The organism is Paenibacillus ottowii (genome assembly GCF_006874425.1).
Lineage (GTDB): Bacteria > Bacillota > Bacilli > Paenibacillales > Paenibacillaceae > Paenibacillus > Paenibacillus ottowii.
In genome coordinates this window covers 591,595-612,689 of the sequence record NZ_VIJZ01000002.1, presented here as the reverse complement: position 1 = coordinate 612,689, position 21,095 = coordinate 591,595, and the positions used below count along the sequence as shown (strand labels likewise).

Annotated in this window: 16 protein-coding genes; 9 read left to right on the top strand and 7 right to left on the bottom strand. The window is 43.5% G+C overall.

The window, feature by feature from the left end:
• Window positions 1-9 precede the first annotated feature (9 nt).
• Complete coding sequence (locus FKV70_RS07050; protein WP_142612239.1) at window positions 10-1,896, top strand: Ig-like domain-containing protein; 1,887 nt, start codon at window positions 10-12, stop codon at window positions 1,894-1,896.
• A 73-nt stretch (window positions 1,897-1,969) separates the two neighbouring features.
• Here the strand turns inward: FKV70_RS07050 and FKV70_RS07045 are convergent, their stop codons facing one another.
• Both FKV70_RS07045 and FKV70_RS07040 read right to left on the bottom strand, forming a co-directional pair.
• Window positions 1,970-2,272 carry a hypothetical protein gene (locus FKV70_RS07045; protein WP_142612236.1) on the bottom strand — a complete coding sequence of 101 codons (303 nt, stop codon included), beginning with the start codon at window positions 2,270-2,272 and terminating at the stop codon, window positions 1,970-1,972.
• Between the two features lie 386 nt (window positions 2,273-2,658).
• Window positions 2,659-2,853 (bottom strand): hypothetical protein, encoded by a 195-nt coding sequence (locus FKV70_RS07040; protein WP_063213684.1) that lies wholly within the window; start codon window positions 2,851-2,853, stop codon window positions 2,659-2,661.
• A gap of 140 nt (window positions 2,854-2,993) precedes the next feature.
• On the opposite strand from FKV70_RS07040, the gene FKV70_RS07035 reads away from it, so the two are divergent.
• Window positions 2,994-3,431: a NucA/NucB deoxyribonuclease domain-containing protein gene (locus tag FKV70_RS07035; protein ID WP_142612235.1), complete on the top strand. Its 438-nt coding sequence runs from the start codon at window positions 2,994-2,996 to the stop codon at window positions 3,429-3,431.
• Between the two features lie 2 nt (window positions 3,432-3,433).
• Here FKV70_RS07035 and FKV70_RS26070 read toward each other — a convergent pair whose 3' ends face one another.
• Window positions 3,434-3,598, bottom strand: a complete 165-nt coding sequence (locus FKV70_RS26070; RefSeq protein WP_167669714.1) for a hypothetical protein — start codon at window positions 3,596-3,598, stop codon at window positions 3,434-3,436.
• Between the two features lie 114 nt (window positions 3,599-3,712).
• Between FKV70_RS26070 and FKV70_RS07030 the strand changes: the two genes are divergently transcribed.
• The 7 genes from FKV70_RS07030 to FKV70_RS07000 all read left to right on the top strand — a co-directional run bounded on the left by FKV70_RS07030 (window position 3,713) and on the right by FKV70_RS07000 (window position 14,187).
• Window positions 3,713-5,533 carry a sensor histidine kinase gene (locus FKV70_RS07030; protein ID WP_142612233.1) on the top strand — a complete coding sequence of 607 codons (1,821 nt, stop codon included), beginning with the start codon at window positions 3,713-3,715 and terminating at the stop codon, window positions 5,531-5,533.
• Window positions 5,508-7,133, top strand: coding sequence for a response regulator (locus tag FKV70_RS07025; RefSeq protein ID WP_142612231.1), 1,626 nt, complete (start codon window positions 5,508-5,510; stop codon window positions 7,131-7,133). The genes FKV70_RS07030 and FKV70_RS07025 overlap by 26 nt, the downstream gene beginning before the upstream one ends.
• Window positions 7,134-7,253: 120 nt before the next feature.
• Window positions 7,254-8,936, top strand: coding sequence for a type 2 periplasmic-binding domain-containing protein (locus FKV70_RS07020; RefSeq protein WP_142612230.1), 1,683 nt, complete (start codon window positions 7,254-7,256; stop codon window positions 8,934-8,936).
• Between the two features lie 186 nt (window positions 8,937-9,122).
• Window positions 9,123-10,013, top strand: coding sequence for an ABC transporter permease (locus tag FKV70_RS07015; protein WP_016822416.1), 891 nt, complete (start codon window positions 9,123-9,125; stop codon window positions 10,011-10,013).
• A 27-nt stretch (window positions 10,014-10,040) separates the two neighbouring features.
• Window positions 10,041-10,919 carry a carbohydrate ABC transporter permease gene (locus FKV70_RS07010; protein WP_064796274.1) on the top strand — a complete coding sequence of 293 codons (879 nt, stop codon included), beginning with the start codon at window positions 10,041-10,043 and terminating at the stop codon, window positions 10,917-10,919.
• Between the two features lie 28 nt (window positions 10,920-10,947).
• Window positions 10,948-13,038, top strand: coding sequence for a beta-galactosidase (locus FKV70_RS07005; RefSeq protein WP_142612229.1), 2,091 nt, complete (start codon window positions 10,948-10,950; stop codon window positions 13,036-13,038).
• A gap of 96 nt (window positions 13,039-13,134) precedes the next feature.
• Window positions 13,135-14,187: a glycoside hydrolase family 53 protein gene (locus FKV70_RS07000; RefSeq protein WP_063213677.1), complete on the top strand. Its 1,053-nt coding sequence runs from the start codon at window positions 13,135-13,137 to the stop codon at window positions 14,185-14,187.
• A 92-nt stretch (window positions 14,188-14,279) separates the two neighbouring features.
• Here FKV70_RS07000 and FKV70_RS06995 read toward each other — a convergent pair whose 3' ends face one another.
• From FKV70_RS06995 to FKV70_RS06980, 4 genes are all read right to left on the bottom strand, one after another.
• Window positions 14,280-16,043, bottom strand: a complete 1,764-nt coding sequence (locus FKV70_RS06995; RefSeq protein WP_142612227.1) for a methyl-accepting chemotaxis protein — start codon at window positions 16,041-16,043, stop codon at window positions 14,280-14,282.
• Window positions 16,044-16,408: 365 nt separating this feature from the next.
• Window positions 16,409-17,368, bottom strand: coding sequence for an AEC family transporter (locus FKV70_RS06990; RefSeq protein WP_142612226.1), 960 nt, complete (start codon window positions 17,366-17,368; stop codon window positions 16,409-16,411).
• A 100-nt stretch (window positions 17,369-17,468) separates the two neighbouring features.
• Window positions 17,469-19,187: an NAD-dependent malic enzyme gene (locus FKV70_RS06985; RefSeq protein ID WP_064796277.1), complete on the bottom strand. Its 1,719-nt coding sequence runs from the start codon at window positions 19,185-19,187 to the stop codon at window positions 17,469-17,471.
• Window positions 19,188-19,520: 333 nt separating this feature from the next.
• Window positions 19,521-20,738 (bottom strand): nitrate/nitrite transporter, encoded by a 1,218-nt coding sequence (locus FKV70_RS06980; protein ID WP_142612224.1) that lies wholly within the window; start codon window positions 20,736-20,738, stop codon window positions 19,521-19,523.
• Between the last annotated feature and the right edge of the window lie 357 nt (window positions 20,739-21,095).

The following is a 21,095-nucleotide window of genomic DNA, read 5'->3' as shown; positions in this document are numbered from 1 at the left end:
GAGAAACGAATGGAGCGTATGAAACGTATGAGCAAACGGAGTACCTTCTTACTTGCTTTGCTGATGTTTGTATTCTCAGCATGGCCAGCAGGTTTGATCCAAGCGGAAGAGAACACGACGTCCACGGTACAGTGGGACAGTCAAAATCCGACTACAGTTAATCTGGGTGGAAGCCCCGCTCAATTAAGAGTGTGGGCTGTGTCGGGAACTGGCAAAACGGATGTAACCGACAAAGCTGAATGGATCTCCGGGGACTCCAGTATCTTAAAGGTAGAAAAAGGACTCATTACCCCAGTATCCAAAGGGCAGATTAAGATTGTCGCTACATATGACCAGAAAACGGTAAGCACGACAATTACGGTAAAATCGCCTTACAGCAAGCTGCAATTAAATCCGGCGGGTCCTCTGAATCTGACCATTGGCGGAGAATCGAAGCAACTGACGGCTCAAGGTGTGCTTAGCGGAGGCGGCACGGAAAATGTGTCCGGTGTGGAATGGACATCCACGAATGAGGCTGTGGCTACCGTAGAGAATGGACTTGTACGTCCTCTTGCCAAAGGCGTGACTTACATTAAAGCCGCCAAAGATGGACTGAATGCACAATTGATCGTGTATGTGCGTTCTTCATCCCAGGCACTGGTATTGAGTGAGTCAGGCTCCAAATCAGTCTATATGGGTAGCTCTCCAATTCAGGTTACTGCAACCGATGTAAACCTGACTGGCGGCAAAACAGATGTGACCAACACGGCAGAATGGACTTCCTCTAATTCGCTGGTTGCCACTGTAGAGCAAGGTAAAATCACACCGATGGATGTAGGCAATTCAACCATTACAGCTTCCTATCACGGTTTGAGCAAGACTCTGAAGATTAATGTACTTCCAACTGTCGAAAAACTGGTCTCAAGCAAAGCCAGTCTGGCTCTTGAAACTGGCAGCAAAACTTCTCTTCCGAATATATCTGCTTATTTGGTCAATGGGGCTAAAAAAGCAGTTCAATCTGATGTGAAATGGAGCTTAAGCAGTGAAAGTGCAGTCAAGATTGCAAATGGTAAGCTGGTGGCAGTCAACCCAGGTAGTGCAACATTGACAGCGACAGTAGGTGCGCTCAAGCTGGACATTCCAGTGACCGTACAATACAAAGTTCTCAAGCTGACGGCTTCTGAGAAAAAATATGTATTGGTTGCAGGCCAAGAAACGAGTATTCCGACCGTAAAGGCACAAATGGCTGGTGGCGGAACAGTGGATGTTACCAACCAGGTAAGCTGGGTAGCTACAACAGCCGCAGTTACAGTAGGAAATGGAAAAATAAAAGCGGTGAGTGGCGGCAACTCAGGAATTAAAGCGGTGTATATGAATAAATACGTGAAGGTGCCTGTCATTGTGGAGGGAGCCATTTCTACACTGACACCGAGCTTTTCGAGTGCTGAAATGAATTTGAAGGGAAGTAAGTCCATCAAAGTCGTCGGTAATTATACGGATGGTAAAAAAGTTACGCTGAGCAGTAAAGTGAAATGGACAACATCGAATGCTTCTGTAGTGGTCGTAAAAGGGTCTTCCATTAAAGCTGTTGGAATTGGAACAGCAACCATTACGGGCACGTACCAGGATAAGTCCTTTAACGTGGAGATTAAGGTTACACCTAAGCTGCTCAAGCTGGTATTGAGCAATAAAAACCTGAAGTTGCCTAAAGGCTCATCACAAGTGCTTAGCGTGAGTGCAGTTTATGATTCAGGCGCGACTGCGAATGTGACCAATTCAGCGGTATGGACATCCTCCAAACCGTCGATTGTACAGGTTACAGCTGGTCAGGTAAAGGCTTTGGATAGCGGAAGCTCCAGTATTAAAGTAGCCTATGGTGGTAAGAACGTAACGACATCTGCCAAAGTGTTAAAATAGTCTACGGATATAGCCATATTCGGTCTATACCAACAAATAACCCCCGGTCCGAAGACCGGGGGTTATTTGCAGTTTATTCTACGCCGTCCTGATAATGATTTTTCCAGTGTTTATCGCCTTTGTGCGCGAAATCTTCAACTGTTTTCTCCAAAGTAGCTACCAGTTGGGCTTTAATCTCAGCGATTGTGTCGCGAAATAATCTTTCTTCCGTACCATTGATTTTTTCACCATATAAAGCTTGAGTAGCTACAAATTGACGATGTTGCTCTACAAAACTGTCAATCGAATGCAATGCATGCTCCACGTATTGTGAAATGCTGTGATGCTCGTTAGGGAGCTGTAATTTTAATTCCTTTACTCTATTTAATAATGCCATGATGATCACCTCGTGCGTTTTATTATGTCAATAATTATACATCATTTTCGGAAAAATTTCATTAAATTTCGGTTAAATTGTGACTTTTATTATGTCATGATTGCATTTTCATTGGTGATCAGGCCTGATTCCGGAATTTTGCAATTTTTTTCTTGGTATAATGATTTCAAAATTTAAAATATATGGTACAAAGACAATGTAAGAGCAAGCTGCTACAGCTATCTTTCTGACATGCTATAATGAGGAAAAAGTCCAGTCGGAAAGGTTGTCAGTATGGTATGAAGCTTTTTAAAGGTTTATTTTGGGGAATTCTGATCAGTCTTCTCCTGTGGTGCGCCTTGTTTGGGCTTGTCCGCTGGATGACTCATTAAGTTACTACCTGTATCCTATACAATAACTCTTGCGACTGTATCCACGTCATTAACGGAAATCGTATATACGTGTTCGTCATCGTAGAGCTTAAATTGCTGAGTTTCCTGATTAGATAGGAGCTTAGGCCAGCCAATTACGGTATTACCATTCAGTAACCGGATTACAACAGCTTGCATTTGGCTTACAGCCAGTTTGATTTCATCGTTCATTCGTCCAACCTCCTCTCTATACTATTTGTCGTCGGAGATTCAACCTTTTTTTATAGTCAGTAAGGGGTTACAAAAAATAAAGTCTGGGGATGGCCTTAGCTGAAGGTCATTTACTGGAATAGTTTGAAAGGAAGAGTAAATTGAAGAAAAAGTTGCTAAGTTTTATCGTGTTAGTGGTTCTAGCTGTGAGCGCGTATTGGTTGGAAGGAGACAATCTTCTTACGAAAATAACAGGAGAGACCCCGCCATCGTCAGCTCAGGTAACGCTGCAATTTCCGTCAGGTCGTTATCCTGAAACGGCACAGCATATTAAGGAAGCCATTCAGGCGGGAAAATCACCAGTATGCACAATTGACCGTGAAGGAGCCGAGCAAAATCGTAAGCATTCACTTGCGGGTGTTCCCACTCGTAAAGGGTTCGATCGTGATGAATGGCCGATGGCTATGTGTTCAGAAGGGGGTAAGGATGCAAATGTCAAATACATAGCTCCTAAAGATAATCGTGGGGCAGGATCATGGGTCAGTCACCAGTTGGATCAGTATGAGGATGGGACTCGTGTAAAATTCGTTGTTAAGTAGTTTTATCTACTACTTTTACTTTTTTTATCCTTAGGTGGTTCCTGCTTGGCTTTAATCAGCGCCAGAAAATCAAAAAAATCACCTAATGTAGTGAAGCCGGCAGCTAGAATGGCCAGATCTTCAGCGGATAGTTGATTTATCCATTCCATTTGCTTGGAGTCAAACATATTATCACCGCCAACCCTTAATAATGTATAGTATGTAATGGCGGCAACAAAGGTTAGGGCTCTGGCATACCTTTTAAGTATGCCTGTTTCTTGTGCAAAGGATGTGTGAAATTTATGTTTAAATTTAATTTTTATACTAAGATCGTGTCCATTGTGATCGTGTTGCTGATACCTGTGCTGATCTTGTATATCTACTCTAATCAGACAACGACTGACGTACTGCGTGAAGAACTGAATCAATCTAATTATAATCAGCTGACCTTTTTTCAAAACCAGGTGAATACGAATATTGAGATGATTTCCTCCTGGCCGCATTTGCTGATTCATGATCCCGATGTAGCCAGTTTTCAAGCGATCTTTTTGAAGGACAAGACTCTCAACCTGGATGGAATTAACCTTGTCAAGCGGATTCAAACCAAGCTTGGACTGCAGGAAAGCTCTTCTAATTGGAGAACAGGCTTGAGTATATATTCCCCTTCGCTTGGACGAGTTGTATCGGAGAACGGAGCCGGTTTTTATGACCAGAAGGCATTAAACCAATCGATTACCAACGGCTGGCAGGTATCTAAAAAAAGAGTGTACGGGAAAGATCAATTTATATTTTCATTGTATACATTATCCCCGTTTTCCTCTCTAGCTAATTCGGAAACCGCTAACACGATTATTAAAGTGGAATTCGACAGCAGCAATATTCAGGATATGCTTGACCGCTTTAAAGGTGATGGACGGAAGGAGCCTTTTTATTATAAAAAAGGCGTAGGCGTGATTTATAACCGCTCTGCAAACGAAGAACTGTCGGGTCAGCTCATTACAAAACTTGAGAAATTGGGACTGCATGAAGTTGATAATCTAACCGTGAAAATGGGAGACGAAAGTTACCTGGTTCACGCCGTTCGTTCGCAAACGACCGGTTGGTATTTGATTGACTACATGCCTTTGTCCGATATGATGTCTCCAATTTACTCCTCTAACCGACTGTTTTATATAACTGTTGTTGGCTCGCTATTGGTAGGCATCATTGGTGCGTATCTCCTTCATTCACAGGTACAAGTTCCGATTCTCCAGCTTGTGCGTGCATTTCGGAGATTAAAAGATGGAGACTATGCTGTTCGTTTGAGCCCCAGGGGCAGTCATGAATTTGCATTTCTGTCACGTCAATTCAACCTGATGGTCGAACAGATTCAGGAGTTGTTTGAGAAAGTTTATGTTGAGAAGCTGCATGTGAAGGAAGCTCGTCTAAAGCAGCTCCAGTCTCAAATCAATCCTCATTTTTTTTATAATTGTTTTTCCTTTATTACGAGCATGGCAAAGTTGCGCAATCATGAGGCAGTTGTAGCCATGGCTCATAATTTGTCCAAATATTACCGCTATACGACAAGACAGGAAAGAGATCTGGTTCCTTTATCGGATGAAGCCGAGTTTGTGCAATACTACTTGAAAATTCAACAGATGCGTATGCCGAGGTTAACGTTCACTATTGATATTCCTCCACAGGCCAATAGTCTGCTGGTACCACCGCTTGTGTTGCAGCCCTTGGTGGAGAATGCGGTGCTGCACGGAATAGAACCTCAGGTGGAGGAGGGAATTATCCGTATTAAGACGGAATGTGTTGGCTCGTCCATGTACTTGATTATAGATGATAACGGACTCGGTTTGAGTGAGGAGGGGATAACGTCCCTAATATTAGCACTGGAGAAGCCTGTAGAAGAAAAAAGCGGCTATGGCTTATGGAATGTGCATCAACGAATGCGATTACATTTTGGTGAAGGCGCTGGGCTGGATTTCTCGTTGTCTCCGTTAGGAGGATTGAGAGTGATTTTAAAATGGCCACTGTCAATGGAAGAGGGTCAGCAAGACGACTTGATCCATTCTTCGTCAAGTCAAGATATAGTTAAATTGGAGGATACCGATGGTTCAGATATTATTAGTGGATGATGAGAGCTATGTTACGGAAAGCCTGACGGCTACCATACCGTGGGAGACATTGGGAATTGAGAGGGTACATCAAGTAGCTTCTGCCTTGGCAGCTATAGATGTGCTGGAAGCGTTCGATATTGATATTCTGGTTACCGATATACGTATGCCAGGCATGACGGGATTAGAGCTGATTGTTGAAGTAAACGAGCGTTGGCCGCATATCCGCAGTTTATTACTGACAGGCTACGCCGATTTTGAATACGCTAAAAAAGCGCTTCAGCTCAAGGCTTTTGATTACATTTTAAAACCGGTGGATGATGAAGAGTTTATCAAATGTGTGTCAGCTGCCATGGATTCGCTAAAGGAAGAATGGGAAGCATTCGACAAGGTTCATCAATTGCAATATAGTCGCAGAAACGATTTCGGTGTACTGAGAACCCATTTGATGCATGATTTGCTACTCGGACGTGATTTGACTGTACAAAAAATAAAGGACAAAATGTCCGAGTACGAAATCAAGCTAACCATGGAACATCCTGTCAGTATGCTGCTTATTCAGCTAGGCAAGCATTTTTCTGATATGGACTATCACTCTGTATCGTTAATTGAGTATGCGATTGGCAATATTGCGGAAGAAGTGTTCGCACCTGATTTTTATGTTTGGCATTGCAAGGCACCCCATGATTGCCTAATCGTATTAATAGAAGGGAATAGCGATTCGTTCCCTGCCCGAAGTGTGGACGAGCAGAATCATATTTTACGTGCGGCGATTGAAAACTTTCGAAAAAATGTAAGCAATTACTTGAAAGGAGAAATCTACGTTACCCTAACCAATTGGTTTAATTTTCCCAATGAGCTGCCTAAGCTATATCAGATAGCGATCAGATCCTTATATTGGAACCAACAGGAGGAGACGAATCCACTGCTTTTCATAGAAGAGCAGACAGAACAGTCACACAGCTCAGTGAAGTCGCTGGAGGGACTTTATATGCACCCTACGCTTACTCATCTGCTAGAGTCCAGACAATGGGAAGAGGCCGAGGAGAAATTGAGAGGTGTATTTGGCAAAATCGAAGAGGCAGGATATACACGCGAGCATTTATATGAACTGTTCATTTCGGTGACGAGCGCCTTTATGTATATAGCGCACAAACAAGGACGTTTCATTACACAGATGGATCAGGTAGGCTTCGATCCGTTACATGCGCAGAAATTAGTCCATTCGTTCCTTCATCTCAAAGAGTGGATATTTTCCATGATGAACAAGCTTAAAGCCGAGTGGTCCGCAAGCGAGCAAAGCGCCAAAAGCTATGTGGTCAAGCAGGTGCAAGAGCTGATTGCCCAGGATAAAGGACAGGAACTATCTGTGAAGACGATTGCCGATCAGGTTTACCTTCATCCAGTCTATTTGTCCAAAATCTATAAAGCTGAAACTGGAGAAGGTCTGGGAGATTATATTATTCGAATGAGAATGGAACGGGCTCTTTATTTGCTTAAATATTCCAACAAAAAAATATATGAAATAACAACTGAACTCGGCTATCAGAATCCCCAATATTTCAGTAAGATGTTCAAAAAGCATTATGGAATGACACCGCATGAATTTCGGGAGCAGTAAAGACAAAGAAGTAAAGATCAGTTGGGAAAGGTGCAGAAATATTTATTTTGTGACATAGGCTGCCATTAAAAGCCCTCTTATAATAAAAGAGTAGAAAATGATTTTTAGAGGGGGAACAAGATGCGAGTTCATTCGAAAAAAAAGCTATTGTCGTTACTTGCCGCAACGATGGTATTGGGAGTTGGCCTTGTGGGCTGCTCAGGCACAGGAAATGATGGAAATGCGGATAGCGCAGCTAAAACTGAAAACGTATACAAAGAAAAATACAGTCCTGAAGTGACCATTTCCACGGTATGGGGGGTAGATCCCACCTTAAAATTTAAAAATGGAGAATCCATCGAAAATAACGTTGCGACAAAATGGGCAAAAGAGAAATTCGGGATTAATGTAAAATCACTGTGGTCTGTTACGGATACAAACGGTGCATTTGCTACCAAACTGCGTTTGGCGATGTCCTCCGGTCAGGAGATGCCTGACGTCGTTGTATTGGGAACAGAGAATGAGCAGCTGGCTCAGGATATGATCGATTCCGGAATGTTCGCTGAGGTTGGTCCATTGTTTGATAAATATGCCTCGGATTCCTGGAAGCAGGCCATGAACCAGGATACGAACGTATGGAATCAGTATAGCCGGGATGGTAAAAAAATGGGTATCCCTGTGCTTGATTTCGCCTATAACCACGATTATGTATTGTGGGTACGGCAAGATTGGTTAGATAAGCTGGGCATGAAGGCTCCTGAGACGATGGATGATCTGGAAAAAGTGATGGATGCCTTTAAAAACAAAAAACCGGACGGACTGGCTCCAGACAAAGTAATTCCGCTCAGTATCGGGTTCAAAACATCCATGAACACTTGGATGGGTGACCCATCCTGGATTTTCGGGGCTTACGGCACACTACCCCAACAGTGGAACAAAGGTGCAAACGGCAGCCTGGAATATGGCTCTGTGCAGCCTGGCATGAAGCCGGGTCTGCAAAAGCTGAGTGAGTGGCTCAAAAAAGGATATATTCCTCAGGAAGCAGCATTGTGGGATGAAAATAAAACGGCAGAACCTACAGTTGCAGGGACAGCCGGTATGATTCCGGGGCCGTATTGGATGAGCGGCTGGCCGCTTCAGGATACAGTTAAAAATGCGCCGAGTGCTGTATGGAAGCCGGTCAAGATTCCAGCGGGACCGGACAACAAAGCCATGCGTCATGGAACACAGTACACTAATGGCGTCGTACTCATCAATAAACAGATGCAGCATCCTGAAGCTTTTTTCACGTATCAAAATTACTTGTTTGACCATTATGCAAATGCCAAACCGGACGGTGATTTGTCAAATGGGTTGTTTAAGGGCTACGATTATGATTTAGATGCCAATGGAAAGCTGGTGTCTATTGATAAAATACCGGGCGGTTATGTGAACTCTATTCGTTATTTGCTGGTTCGGGATGGTGCGCGTATACCTGATGCCCAAATGAAGGCTTTGTTAAGCTTGGCTAATGGCGCAGAACCGAAAACCAGACTGGAAAAGGATGTAATGGTGAATTACGGGAAAGACACTCCTGCTGCAGCCAAAGTGCTTATGGAACAGAAGGATATCTCTATGAAAGATCAGTTTACAGGACCTACCACGCCAACCATGAAGGCTAAAAAGGATTATCTGGATAAGATTGAGAGCCAAACCTTCAATGAAATTATTTATGGCAAACAGCCGATCTCCGCTTTTGATACCTTTGTACAGACGTGGAAAGCCGCTGGTGGCGAACAAATTACAAAGGAAGTAAACGAGTGGTATAAGAGCGTCGAAAAGTAAAACCATTGCTGTTGCAACACCAATTAGGAGGGCTGTCCCAAGGTGGACAGTCTTTTTACTTCAGCTTCACTGGCTTAAATAAAAATGATTGCTTTTGTGCCATGTATGTTGGTTTTTTGAACTGTTGGGACTGCGAAAACGCTTTTATAATTGAGGTATACCATGAGAGTTACAGGAGGAACTGCAATGAGAAGTCTGCAACGTACGTGGCCATTTCATATCATGCTGCTGCCAGCCATCATTTTCTTAATTGTATTTAGCTACATTCCGATGGGCGGCATCGTGATGGCCTTTCAAAATTACAAGCCTTGGCTAGGCATAACGGGTTCCGAATGGGTTGGACTGGATAATTTCCGCTTTTTGTTCCAACGGGAGGACAGTCTTCAGGTTGTCTGGAACACGCTGATTATTGCGGTATTAAAGATGTTTTTCAACCTGCTGGTGCCGTTTGTTTTTGCTATACTGCTGAATGAAATTCGCAAGGTTGGACTTCAGCGCTCCATTCAGACATTGGTATATTTGCCACACTTTCTGTCATGGGTGATCTTGGGCGGAATTCTGATTGATCTGTTGGCTACAGATGGATTTATGAACCGAATTCTTGGAAGCATAGGGATTCAGCCTATATTCTTTTTGGGAGATAATAACTGGTTTCGTTTTACCGTCATTGTATCGGACATATGGAAGGAATTTGGCTACAATACGATCGTATTTCTCGCTGCACTGGCGGGTATCAATCCTTCGTTATATGAGGCTTCTGAAATGGATGGAGCAAGCCGGTGGAGACAGACGCTACACATTACAGTACCTTCATTGATTCCGATGGTGGTCGTTGTTGGAACGCTTGCACTTGGCAATGTGCTGAATGCTGGTTTTGACCAGATTTTCAATCTTTATAATCCGCTGGTATACCAAAAAGGCGATATCATTGACACATTTGTTTACCGGACAGCATTAATCAATGGGGAGATGGGCTTCGCTACCGCCATTGGGTTGTTCAAATCCGTAATCAGTATGATTCTCATTCTGATATCTTATCGGCTTGCTTACAAATGGGCAGGTTACCGCATATTCTGATTCCACAAGGCTGAAAGAGGGAGAGTCATGTATCATAAAACAACGCCATATCGCATCTTTAATGTATTGAATATTTGCCTGCTTGTGATTTTGTCCATCATGTGTATCGTTCCGCTGATTCATGTGTTGGCAGTATCATTTAGTGCGAAATCCGCGGCAGATGCCAATCTAGTTGGACTGTGGCCAGTGCAGTTTTCATTAGAAGCTTATAAGAAGACGATGAACAATCCGATTTTTTTACATTCCATCTGGATTTCTGTCTGTCGGACTGTGCTCGGGACCGGCTTGACGCTGCTGATTACCTTTTTAGCCGCTTATCCGCTTTCAAAGGAAACGACCGTGTTCCGCAGCCGAAACGTGTATTCATGGCTATTCGTATTCAGCATGATTTTTAACGGTGGACTGGTTCCGTTTTATATGGTAATTCAAAAGATCCATCTCATGGATAGTTTCTGGGTACTTGTTTTGCCAGGAGCGGTCAATACATTTTTGGTCATTCTTATGCTGAACTTTTTTAGAGGTATCCCCAAAGAGATGGAAGAGGCTGCATTGATCGACGGGGCAGGACATTTCCGGACATTGTTTAGTATTTTCTTACCGATATCCATGCCTTCTATCGCGACGATCGCGCTGTTTAGTATGGTATTTCATTGGAACTCATGGTTTGACGGGCTGCTCTATTTGAGCAACGCAAAGGATTATCCGCTGGCAACGTTCCTGCAAACTGTAATTATACAGAAAGACATGAGTTCGATGAGCATGAGTCCCAAAGAGATGGAATTACTTTCACAAACGACGGTTAACGCAGCACAAATTTTTATTGGTGCAGCGCCTATTCTTATTGTATATCCATTTTTACAAAAGTATTTTGTTAAAGGTATGACACTAGGTTCCGTCAAAGAGTAACAGAACGAATCAAAGGAGATGATTTGCAATGACGTATTCAAACATAACCAAGTATCCTCCCATTAGTGAGCGAGTTCCGCGTATGCTGCATGGAGCGGACTATAATCCGGAGCAATGGCAGCAATATCCAGAAGTGTTAGCGGAAGATATCCGCTTGATGAAATTAGCCAAATGTAACGTAATGTCTGTCGGCATTTTTTCATGGGTTTCATTGGAGCCTGAGGAAGGCGTATTTACGTTTGAATGGCTGGATCGTATTTTGGACTCGTTTGCTGAAAACGGAATCTATGCGTTTTTAGCTACTCCTAGCGGAGCAAGACCAGCCTGGATGTCGCAAAAATATCCTGAGGTGCTGCGAGTAGGGGCTAATCGTGTCCGTAACTTGCACGGTTTTCGGCATAACCACTGTTATACGTCGCCTGTCTATCGGGAAAAAGTACGTATCATGAATACGAAGCTGGCTGAGCGTTACGCTAATCATCCTGCTGTTATTGGCTGGCACATTTCCAATGAATTTGGTGGAGACTGTCACTGCGATCATTGTCAGGAGGCATTTCGCGCCTGGGTGCAGGACAAATACGGTACGCTGGACAAGCTTAACCATGCATGGTGGACGACCTTTTGGAGTCATACAGTTACGGATTGGAGTCAAGTGGAGTCTCCGGCACCTCACGGTGAAACTCAGGTTCATGCCATGAATTTGGACTGGAGACGGTTTGTAACCGATCAGACCGCTGATTTTATCAAACATGAGATTGTGCCGCTCAAGGCTGCAAATCCGGACATTCCAGTCACAACTAATTTAATGGAGTTTTTTGAAGGATTGAATTACTGGAAGTTTGCTGATCTGCTCGATGTTATATCATGGGATAGTTATCCGACATGGCATGACCGTGAAGGAGATGACAGCCGTCAGGCTGCAAGAGTGGCTATGATGCACGACATTATTCGCTCTATTAAAGGTGGGAAACCTTGGATGCTCATGGAAAGTACGCCGAGCTTGACCAATTGGCAAGATGTTAGCAAGCTGAAGCGGCCGGGTATGCATCTGCTATCGTCTTTACAGGCTGTGGCACACGGCTCCGACACCGTTCAATATTTTCAGTGGCGGAAAAGTCGCGGCTCGAGTGAAAAACTGCATGGTGCGGTCGTCGATCATGTCGGTCATGAGCATACGCGAGTATTTGGGGATGTGAAAGATGTCGGTCATGCGCTGGAGAAACTGGAGGAGGTGATTGGTACATCCGTACCGGCTGAGGCTGCTGTTATCTTCGATTGGGAGAACCGTTGGGGAATCAACGATTCACAGGGACCGCGAAACAAAGGTGTGAAATACGAGGAGACGGCTGAAGCACATTATTTGGCATTATGGGAGCAGGGAGTGTCGGTAGACGTCATTGATATGGATGCAGATTTCTCCAAATATAAGCTCCTGGTCGCTCCAATGTTGTATATGGTCCGCAGTGGCGTAGGAGAGCGCATACAGAAGTTTGTTGAAAAAGGGGGCATATTCGTAGCGACCTATTGGACCGGCATTGTCGATGAACATGATTTGTGCTTCCTCGGAGGTTTTCCAGGTCCGCTTCGTAAAACACTGGGGATCTGGTCGGAAGAGATTGATGGATTGCATGACCATGATCGCAACTACATTATACCGGTTGAAGGCAATGAGCTAAATCTACGGGAGGAGTATGAAGCAGTAGAATTGTGCGATCTCATTCATACGGAAGGTGCAGAGGTACTGGCTGAATACGGGGCAGACTTTTACGCAGGTCGCCCGGCTTTGACGGTGAATCGTTTGGGACAGGGAAAAGCTTATTACATCGCATCGCGCAACACTGGATCGTTCCATAGTCATTTTTACAGAAGTTTAATTGATGATGCAGGTCTCAGTAAAGCACTCAATGTGCAGCTGCCACATGGAGTGAATACGGCAATTCGTACTGATGGAGTTCATGATTATATTTTTATAATGAATTTTACGCATAAGCCACAAGAGATTACATTGGATGGACGAACTTATGCAGATATGCTTGAAAATCATGTGATAACAGACAGCAGCGTTCAATTGGGTGCCTATGCTGTTAAGGTTCTAAAGGCAGAGCGACGCAACAATTAGAGGCGTCATATATATGGATCGCAGCTGTTTCCCGATTGAGGGCTGACGGATGGGCTAGAGGCAATGTGAGTATACAATGAAGATAGGGGATGACTTATGAAAACAGGTAAACGCATGATGGTATTTGCGATGTTGATCTTGTTATCCAGCTTTTTGTACCCATTGGGCTCTGTGGGAGTGGGTGCGGCTTCGGCCGCCCCTGCTTTCGCCAAAGGAGCAGATATAAGCTGGGTTGCAGGGATGGAAGCCCAAGGTATGTCCTGGAAGGATAAAAAAGGGGTTCGCCGCGATGTACTGCAAATTTTACGGGATGATTATCAGATCAATTCGGTTCGTATTCGTGTATGGGTGAACCCTGACATGAAGGATTATGCAAGCGGATACATGAATGCCGAGAAGGCGGCAGAACTTGCACAGCGGGCCAAAAAGTTAGGCATGAGTGTTATGCTGACCCTGCATTATAGTGATTCCTGGGCTGATCCGGGACAGCAGAATAAACCTTATGCATGGCGCAATTTTACATTTACACAGCTTATGGATGCGGTCTGGTCTCACACCGTCTATGTTATGAATACGATGAAAAGTAAGGGTGTGACACCGGACTGGGTGCAAATCGGCAATGAAACAAACAATGGAATGCTCTGGGATGACGGCAAAGCCTCGGTGAATATGAAAAACTATGCGTGGCTTGTCAATACGGGGAACAATGCTGTTAAATCCGTAAGCAGCAGCACGAAGACGATCGTACATTTAGCTAACGGTGATAACGATTCCGTTTTAAACTGGAATATTGGTGGATTGATTGAAAATGGAGCTCAGTTTGACCTTATTGGACTGTCTCTATATCCGTCTCCTTCTGACTGGCAGGGCAAGGTAGATCAGACGATAACCAATGCCAATAGTCTCATTGCAACATACGGGAAAGGCATTGTCATTAGCGAAATTGGAATGGATTATAATGAACCTGCTGCTTCCAAGGCATTTATTTCTGCAATCAAAACGAAGGTTCGGAATATTGGAGGCGGCAAAGGCGTGGGCGTATTTTATTGGGAGCCGGCTGCAACCCCAGGTTATAATAAAGGGTATAACAAAGGTGCTTGGCAGGCTGACGGTAAGCCAACATCAGCGATGGAAGGCTTCTTAAACTAAAGAAGCATGTAAGAGCATATCAAAGAACCTCTAATGCGCATTCTATGCAGATTAGAGGTTCTTTATTGTTATGAGGATTGGATGTTATACTTTTAAACTTCCCGGTTTACTTTGAAAAATGAAATGAGCTCTTCCAGCTCCCCGGACATCGATGTAAGCTTGTCCGAAGCTTGGACAATGGAAGCCATAGACTCCGTTTGTTCTCCAATGGTTTGCTCAATTTGTTTGCTACTGCTGACTGTTTTGCTAACGGTGGAGGACAGCTCGTCAGAGGTAGCTGACATTTCCTGCGTGCTGGCTGAGATTTGCTCAGTTGCGCTGGATACTTCCTGGATTTGTGACGACACTTTATTGGACGCTTCTAAAATCTCAGAGAACATTTGGCCTGTCTGCTTCGTAACTTCCAGTCCAACGTGAACTTCTTTTGTGCCGAGGCTAATGCCTCTTACGGTTTGTTCAATCTCTTTTTGAATTTCTTCAATAAGCTCTGCAATTTGTTTGGCGGATTCTTGAGACTGCTCAGCCAAATTGCGTACTTCTCCCGCTACTACTGCAAACCCCTTGCCTTCTTCACCAACTCTGGCAGCTTCAATTGATGCGTTGAGGGCCAGCAGATTCGTTTGGCTGGCTATGCCGGTAATGATGCTTACAATATTACTGATTTCGTTAGAACGATTCTGCAGTGCATTGACGGAATCAACTGTACTTTCCATTGTAGTGGAGATGGAGTCCATTTGATTGGATAGCTTTTGGGCTACCTGATTGCCTTCAACAGAGCGTTTTTCCATAGAATAAGCTTGGTCTGCTACAGAAGAGGAGCTTTCTGCAATGGTTTGGATCACTGTAGACATTTCATTCATAGCTCTGGAACTTTCAAGTGCTGCGTGATCCTGAGCTTCAAGTCCCTGGGTAATTTCTCGAATATTATTGTTAATGATGTTGGTATTCGTACTGTTTTTCTCGCTGATGCTTAACAATTCCTGAGCTGATCCTGTTACTTCTTGCGTCGTATCTTGTACTTTTACCATTGTATCGTTAAGGCGTTTAATCATCGAATTAAATTTTTGATTGATAATACCAAGATCGTCTAGGCCTGTTTTGATTTTTACATTCAGATTACCCTCGCTGACTTCCTCAATCCCCTTCATCAAGGAACGAATCGGAGAGAGAGTGCGTTTTACCAGCAAGTATTGAATTGTCAAGAAGATAGCCAGAAACAGAATGAGCAATGAAACGCCATATAGAAGCAACTTATGAAGCCCCGCAGGTACAGAGTTCGCATCTACGTCAAAGAAAATTGCACTTGTGACTTTACCGCTTGCATCTGTAATCGGGTACACAATAGTAGTCCATGTGCCATATTCGTCTGTATAAAAGCTGCTCAATGCTGATTCATTGGATTGAAGCATTTCATTTACGGCTTCTGCATTTTCTTTTGGAAGAGTATACATATCTCCAATATTCATCTTCGAGGTTTGGAAAGCTTGAACCAAATTAGTGGGAACGCCAATAATGGAGGTTTGATTTCCTTCTTTTAGTTCTGTCCCAAATATGTAAGCTTGGGCGACATTAGGATAAAATGTGTGAATAGAATCTAGAAATTTGCGTAATTCCTGTTGAACAGAACCGTTATAATCTTTTTCGCTTAATGCTTGTTCTACTTTTGTTTTGTCGACATCTTCTGCCCATTTTTTGGTTAATACTTTAACCTGGTCTTGCAGCTGCGTGGTGAGAATGTTCTTTTGAAGTATATAGCTAGATGTGATAAGAATAGCACCTATTAATACGATGTTAATGAAAGATATTAATAGATTTTTACCAAAAAAGGACATAGTGCTCCACCTCAAGTTTTTCACAAGTTTCTTCTCCTTTAAATTTTATTTAATGCGACAGTACAGCTATCCCTATATATTTCGTCAATTTCCTTTATAAATGTTAGCGATTTATTGCAATTGGGATATGCTTACGGATTGATAATGAAAATTTTAATTAGAAACGACAAAACGTATGTAAACCCACCAAACATAAAAAAGCGGCAACCCACATTCAATAAATGTAGGTCACCGCTGGTTGGTAAAACGGGATATAATGATGCTTTCTATTCACATTAAATTGCTTTATTGTTGTAACAATATTTAAAAAGTAAGATAAATGAGGGCGAACGGATGCCCTTCATTCTTTTATATACCAGTCTTTCGCTGAGTGTTAGAACTTTCTGTCATTATACAAGCAGTGAAATGAGCAGAGGGATCGTAATAAGCGATACTACAGAGCTAATAACAAATGCAGATGCTGCTTCGGTTTCCAGTGATTCATAGCGGGTCGCAATCATAGCGGCCACAGCAGAGCCGGGAAATGCGACAAGTAATACGGCTTTGGTCACATCCTCAGAGGATAGTCCGATCAGAACAGCAATACCGAGCATAACTACAGGCATCACGATGGCTTTCAGTACAGCGATACTAAGTGCTCTTGGACTGAACGTAATCTTTTTAATCCCAATAGTTACCCCGATGGCAAAAAGAGCTGTACCCGAAGTAATATTACCAATTTGATCAAACATGGATTGCAAAAGTTTCGGTGCTTGGAATCCGCATAAAGTTAATACAACACCAATCAAGGGTACGCAAGCCAACGGCTCACTGAGTCCATGTAGAACTGATTTTATAGTGAATTTAAATAAGTTGCCTTTATTTTCGTCGGATTGTGTTGATTTACGCTGGCCGACCGTTCCCAAAATACTTGCAAGTGGATCGAGAATCGCATTAACAACAATACCGGTAATCGCAATAGGAATAGCGACAACTGCACTTCCGAATAAGCTTCCCAAAACTGGAATCCCCATGAATGCAAAAGAGGGCTGGGTTGAATTCAATGCGAACATGGAGGATTCTGTCAGTCCCTTTTTGGCGATTAAGCGATATAAGACGAGCAATACGATATAAAAGCCGATGATTCCAAGCAGCAAAGTTACAAGAAAGGGCCATTTTTGTATTAACGTCTCTCTTGGGGTCGTCGTAATACCAATAAACAAGTGTGCAGGTAAAGCAAATTTGGTTACCAGTGTATTCAATCCCTTAGAGGATGCTGGGTTAAAGGCCTTGAATAAACCTGCGAAATAACCAATTAAAATGACAAAGAAAATAGGAATTAAGATGATAAAGATATGACCTGTAGCCATGATGTCTCCTCCAATGAAGATGTCCGCCAAAAATGGCGGACATCAGTTAAATAATCACTTTGCTTACAGCAAGTTTAGATTTTGATGTTGTTCGCTATTTTTAAACCAGAACGGCTTCCTGTCCATACTGTTTGATGGGTTTATAGTTGCACTCCCACATGGAACCCCGAACCGCTTGTACGATATCGTCTGGGATATGACGCGCAACACCATCTTGAACTGCCGCCTTAGCAACTGCTACAGCAACAGCTTCGGATACTTCTCGCAGTTCGTTGATTTTTGGCAGCAGGGAAGCACCAGGCTGTGACAGATCAACCATTTGAGCGACTGCATGTGCAGCTGCTGCAAACATGCTATCTGTTATTATTTTTGATTTTACTACGATTGCTCCAAGACCAAGGCCCGGGAATACGAACGCATTGTTAGATTGCCCAATTTCAAACGAAATATTATTGTAGATTACTGGCTCAAAAGGACTTCCTGTTGCAATGAGCGCTTTTCCTTCTGTCCAGTGGATCAGATCATGAGGAGTAGCCTCCGCCAGTGGAGTCGGATTGGACATTGGCATAATAATAGGGCGTTCTGTATGCTTGGCCATCTCTTTAACGATTTCCTCGCTAAATGCTCCTGCAACACCGGATGTTCCGATCAAAATCGTCGGTTTCACACGACGAACGACTTCAAGTAGAGAGATTTTTCCATCTTCAGCATGCTCCCAGTCGCGGCATTCGGCCGCATCACGCACATAAGGGACCTGGAATGGCAAAAGACCTTCTGTTTCATTCGTAAGCAGGCCGCGGTAATCATAAGCCCAAAAGTTACGTCTTGCTTCAGCTTCTGACAATCCTTCCAGCATCATGGCTGCACTAATTTGGTCTGCATTGCCGATTCCGGCAGCTCCTGGGCCAAACACGAGAACCCGATGCTTGCTCAGAGGGATTCCGGACAATTGGACACCAGACATCACACCTGCGAGCGTAACCGCGCCAGTACCTTGAATATCATCATTAAACGTTAAAATATTTTTCCCGTACTTATTAATAATATTCCGAGCATTGACGTTACCTAGATCTTCCCAGTGAAGCAGTGCGTTCGGGAAAGCAGAAAGTGCAGCTTGAACATAAGTATCAATAAATTGATCATATTGTTCTCCGCGTACACGTTTATGACGGTTCCCCATGTATAAAGGATCTTCTAACAGCTTTTCGTTATTTGTACCTGCATCAAGCACAACGGCCAGCACCCGGCTAGGATCAATACCAGCAGCGGCTGTATATACAGCAAGCTTACCAATGGAGATGTTAATACCGCCAACTCCCCAGTCCCCGATTCCCAAAATACTTTCAGAATCTGTGGCTACAATCAGGTCGATATCATCAGGACCCAAGTTCAGGTTCTTAAAAGCGTCTTTGATGCCAGCAAGATTATCAATAGATAAATACATACCGCCTGGTTTGTGATATTCATGACTGTATTCCTGAATAGCCTGACCGACTGTTGGGGTATAAACAATCGGGAGCATCTCGCTCAGATGTTCGGAAAGCAAACGATAATAGAGAACGGTATTGCGATTAAAAAGATCATTTAAGGCAACGTTTTTACGTAAATTATCTGGTTGGCTTTGAAATTGCTCGTACACCCGTTGAACCTGTTCCTCAATCGTTAATATGGTGGGAGGAAGAAGGCCGTCAAGTCCGAGCTGTTGACGTTCTTCCAGCGAAAAAGCCACTCCTTTGTTTAGCAGTGGGTTGGCCAGAAGATCTTTTCCGGTTAATTTGGTTTCGATAGTTCCGTCTTCCGTAACATGAAAAGCACGCATTTCCAATTCCTTCTTTCTAAAAAATACATTTGGTTAATCCTTGAACAATTCGTGAACAAGTATACGCCTTATTTTAAACCAAGTGAACAAGTATGTTGTGTGAAAAATGGTTATATAAGTGTTTACATAAGAAAAAATATGAAAATGAAAGCGATTTTCAATGATTTTCAACTGAAAAATTCATTAAATTTTCATAATATTTTCGGTAAATATTCATTAAATGTGACTTTTTTTATAGCTTTATAATTCGATTGAATATGTATGGAGAAATAGCTTAACTTCATTTTTTATAAGCGAAGTTAAGCTATTTTTTATTGTAGGGATAATTAAGAATCAAACACTTTCATTAGCAACTGGACTAGAGCGTCTCATCCAGCTGTTGCGCCATCTCAATTGCATGGTGACGACCAGGACAAGAGCACAGAATGTGATCAGGCTCAGACAGATGAAGCCTGGCATGTAAGAGCCCGTTAATTTGTACAGATGGCCCAGAATCAGGGGAAGAAAGTACCCGCCTATGCCGCCAGCAGCACCGACGATGCCGGTCATGAGCCCGATTTCGTTGCCGAATCGTTGCGGCACAAGCTGGAATACGGAGCCGTTGCCCGCACCAAGGCACATCATTCCTACGAACAGAAGGACTACGACCACGGCAAGTGGTGGTAAAAAAGCAATGCTGGCGAGCATAGTCCCGGCACCGGCATACAAGTACATTAACATGCGTGAACCACCGATCCGGTCGGACAAAAAGCCGCCTACGGGGCGAAAAAAGCTGCCGGCGATGACACAAACGGTCGCAAAGTCAGCGGCATGTACTGCGGAGAGCCCGTATTGAGTATTGAAGAAAATGGTCAAATAATTAGATAGGCCGACGAAGCCGCCGAACGTCACGCAATAAAAGGCACAGAACACCCAGGCATCCCTCTGTTTGAGCACCGAAGCATATTGCGACAGACTTTTTGGTGCCGGGCGATGAGGGCTGTTGCGGGCAAAAATACTGAACAGAACAAAGACGATGAAAATTGGAATGATGGCCAAGCCAAAAACGATCTCCCAACTGCCAAAATGCTGGGCAATGCGGTTGGCAAACAAAGTTGCGAGGACGGTTCCACTGTTGCCAGCACCAGCAATTCCCATGGCCAGCCCTTGATGCTCTTTGGGGTACCATTGTCCAGCCAATGGTAGTGCAGCTGCAAATGAAGCTCCAGCCACACCTAAAAGTAGGGCGACAACATACAACTGCTCTAGCGAATCAACCCACAGCCAGCCGAGCAGGAGTGGGATGATCGTGACAAGCATACCAATCTGCCCCGTGAGCTTCGGCCCCATATAATCCGACATGAATCCAAGCACGAGTCGCAGCAGGGAACCGCTAAGTATCGGTAGAGCGACAAGATTGGCTTTTTGTACAGGGTCCATTGGATAGTCATGAGCAATGACAACGACCAACGGCCCGATCATTCCCCATATCATAAAGCTAATATCAAAATACAGAAAGGAGCCAAACAGGGTGGGTTTGTGTCCGCTGTGCCAGAAACTTTTTTTCTTCATTCTCAATCTCTCCTCTTCTACTGTTGTTTGAACAGCTCAGGTCTCAGACTTGAGCTCTCAGTTGAACATAAAAAGCCGCAAATCGTCCCGTCATTGATATCTGGGAACGTTTTGCGGCTTCATTGCCGTGTTGGATACACCTCATTGTGCATCGTTTGGGTATGTTCACATGGTAGTGATTTTAATTCAAATTATAAAAAGGTATGCTAGTTGTGTCAATATATATAACATTAAATTCGGAATAAATTAAAAAAAGATTGGAAGTATAGGTTTTATGTATTGAATGTTGACATAATACTCACAATCCAGTAATCTAAAATGCATATCGGTACAACGATGTACCGACATTTACGGCAA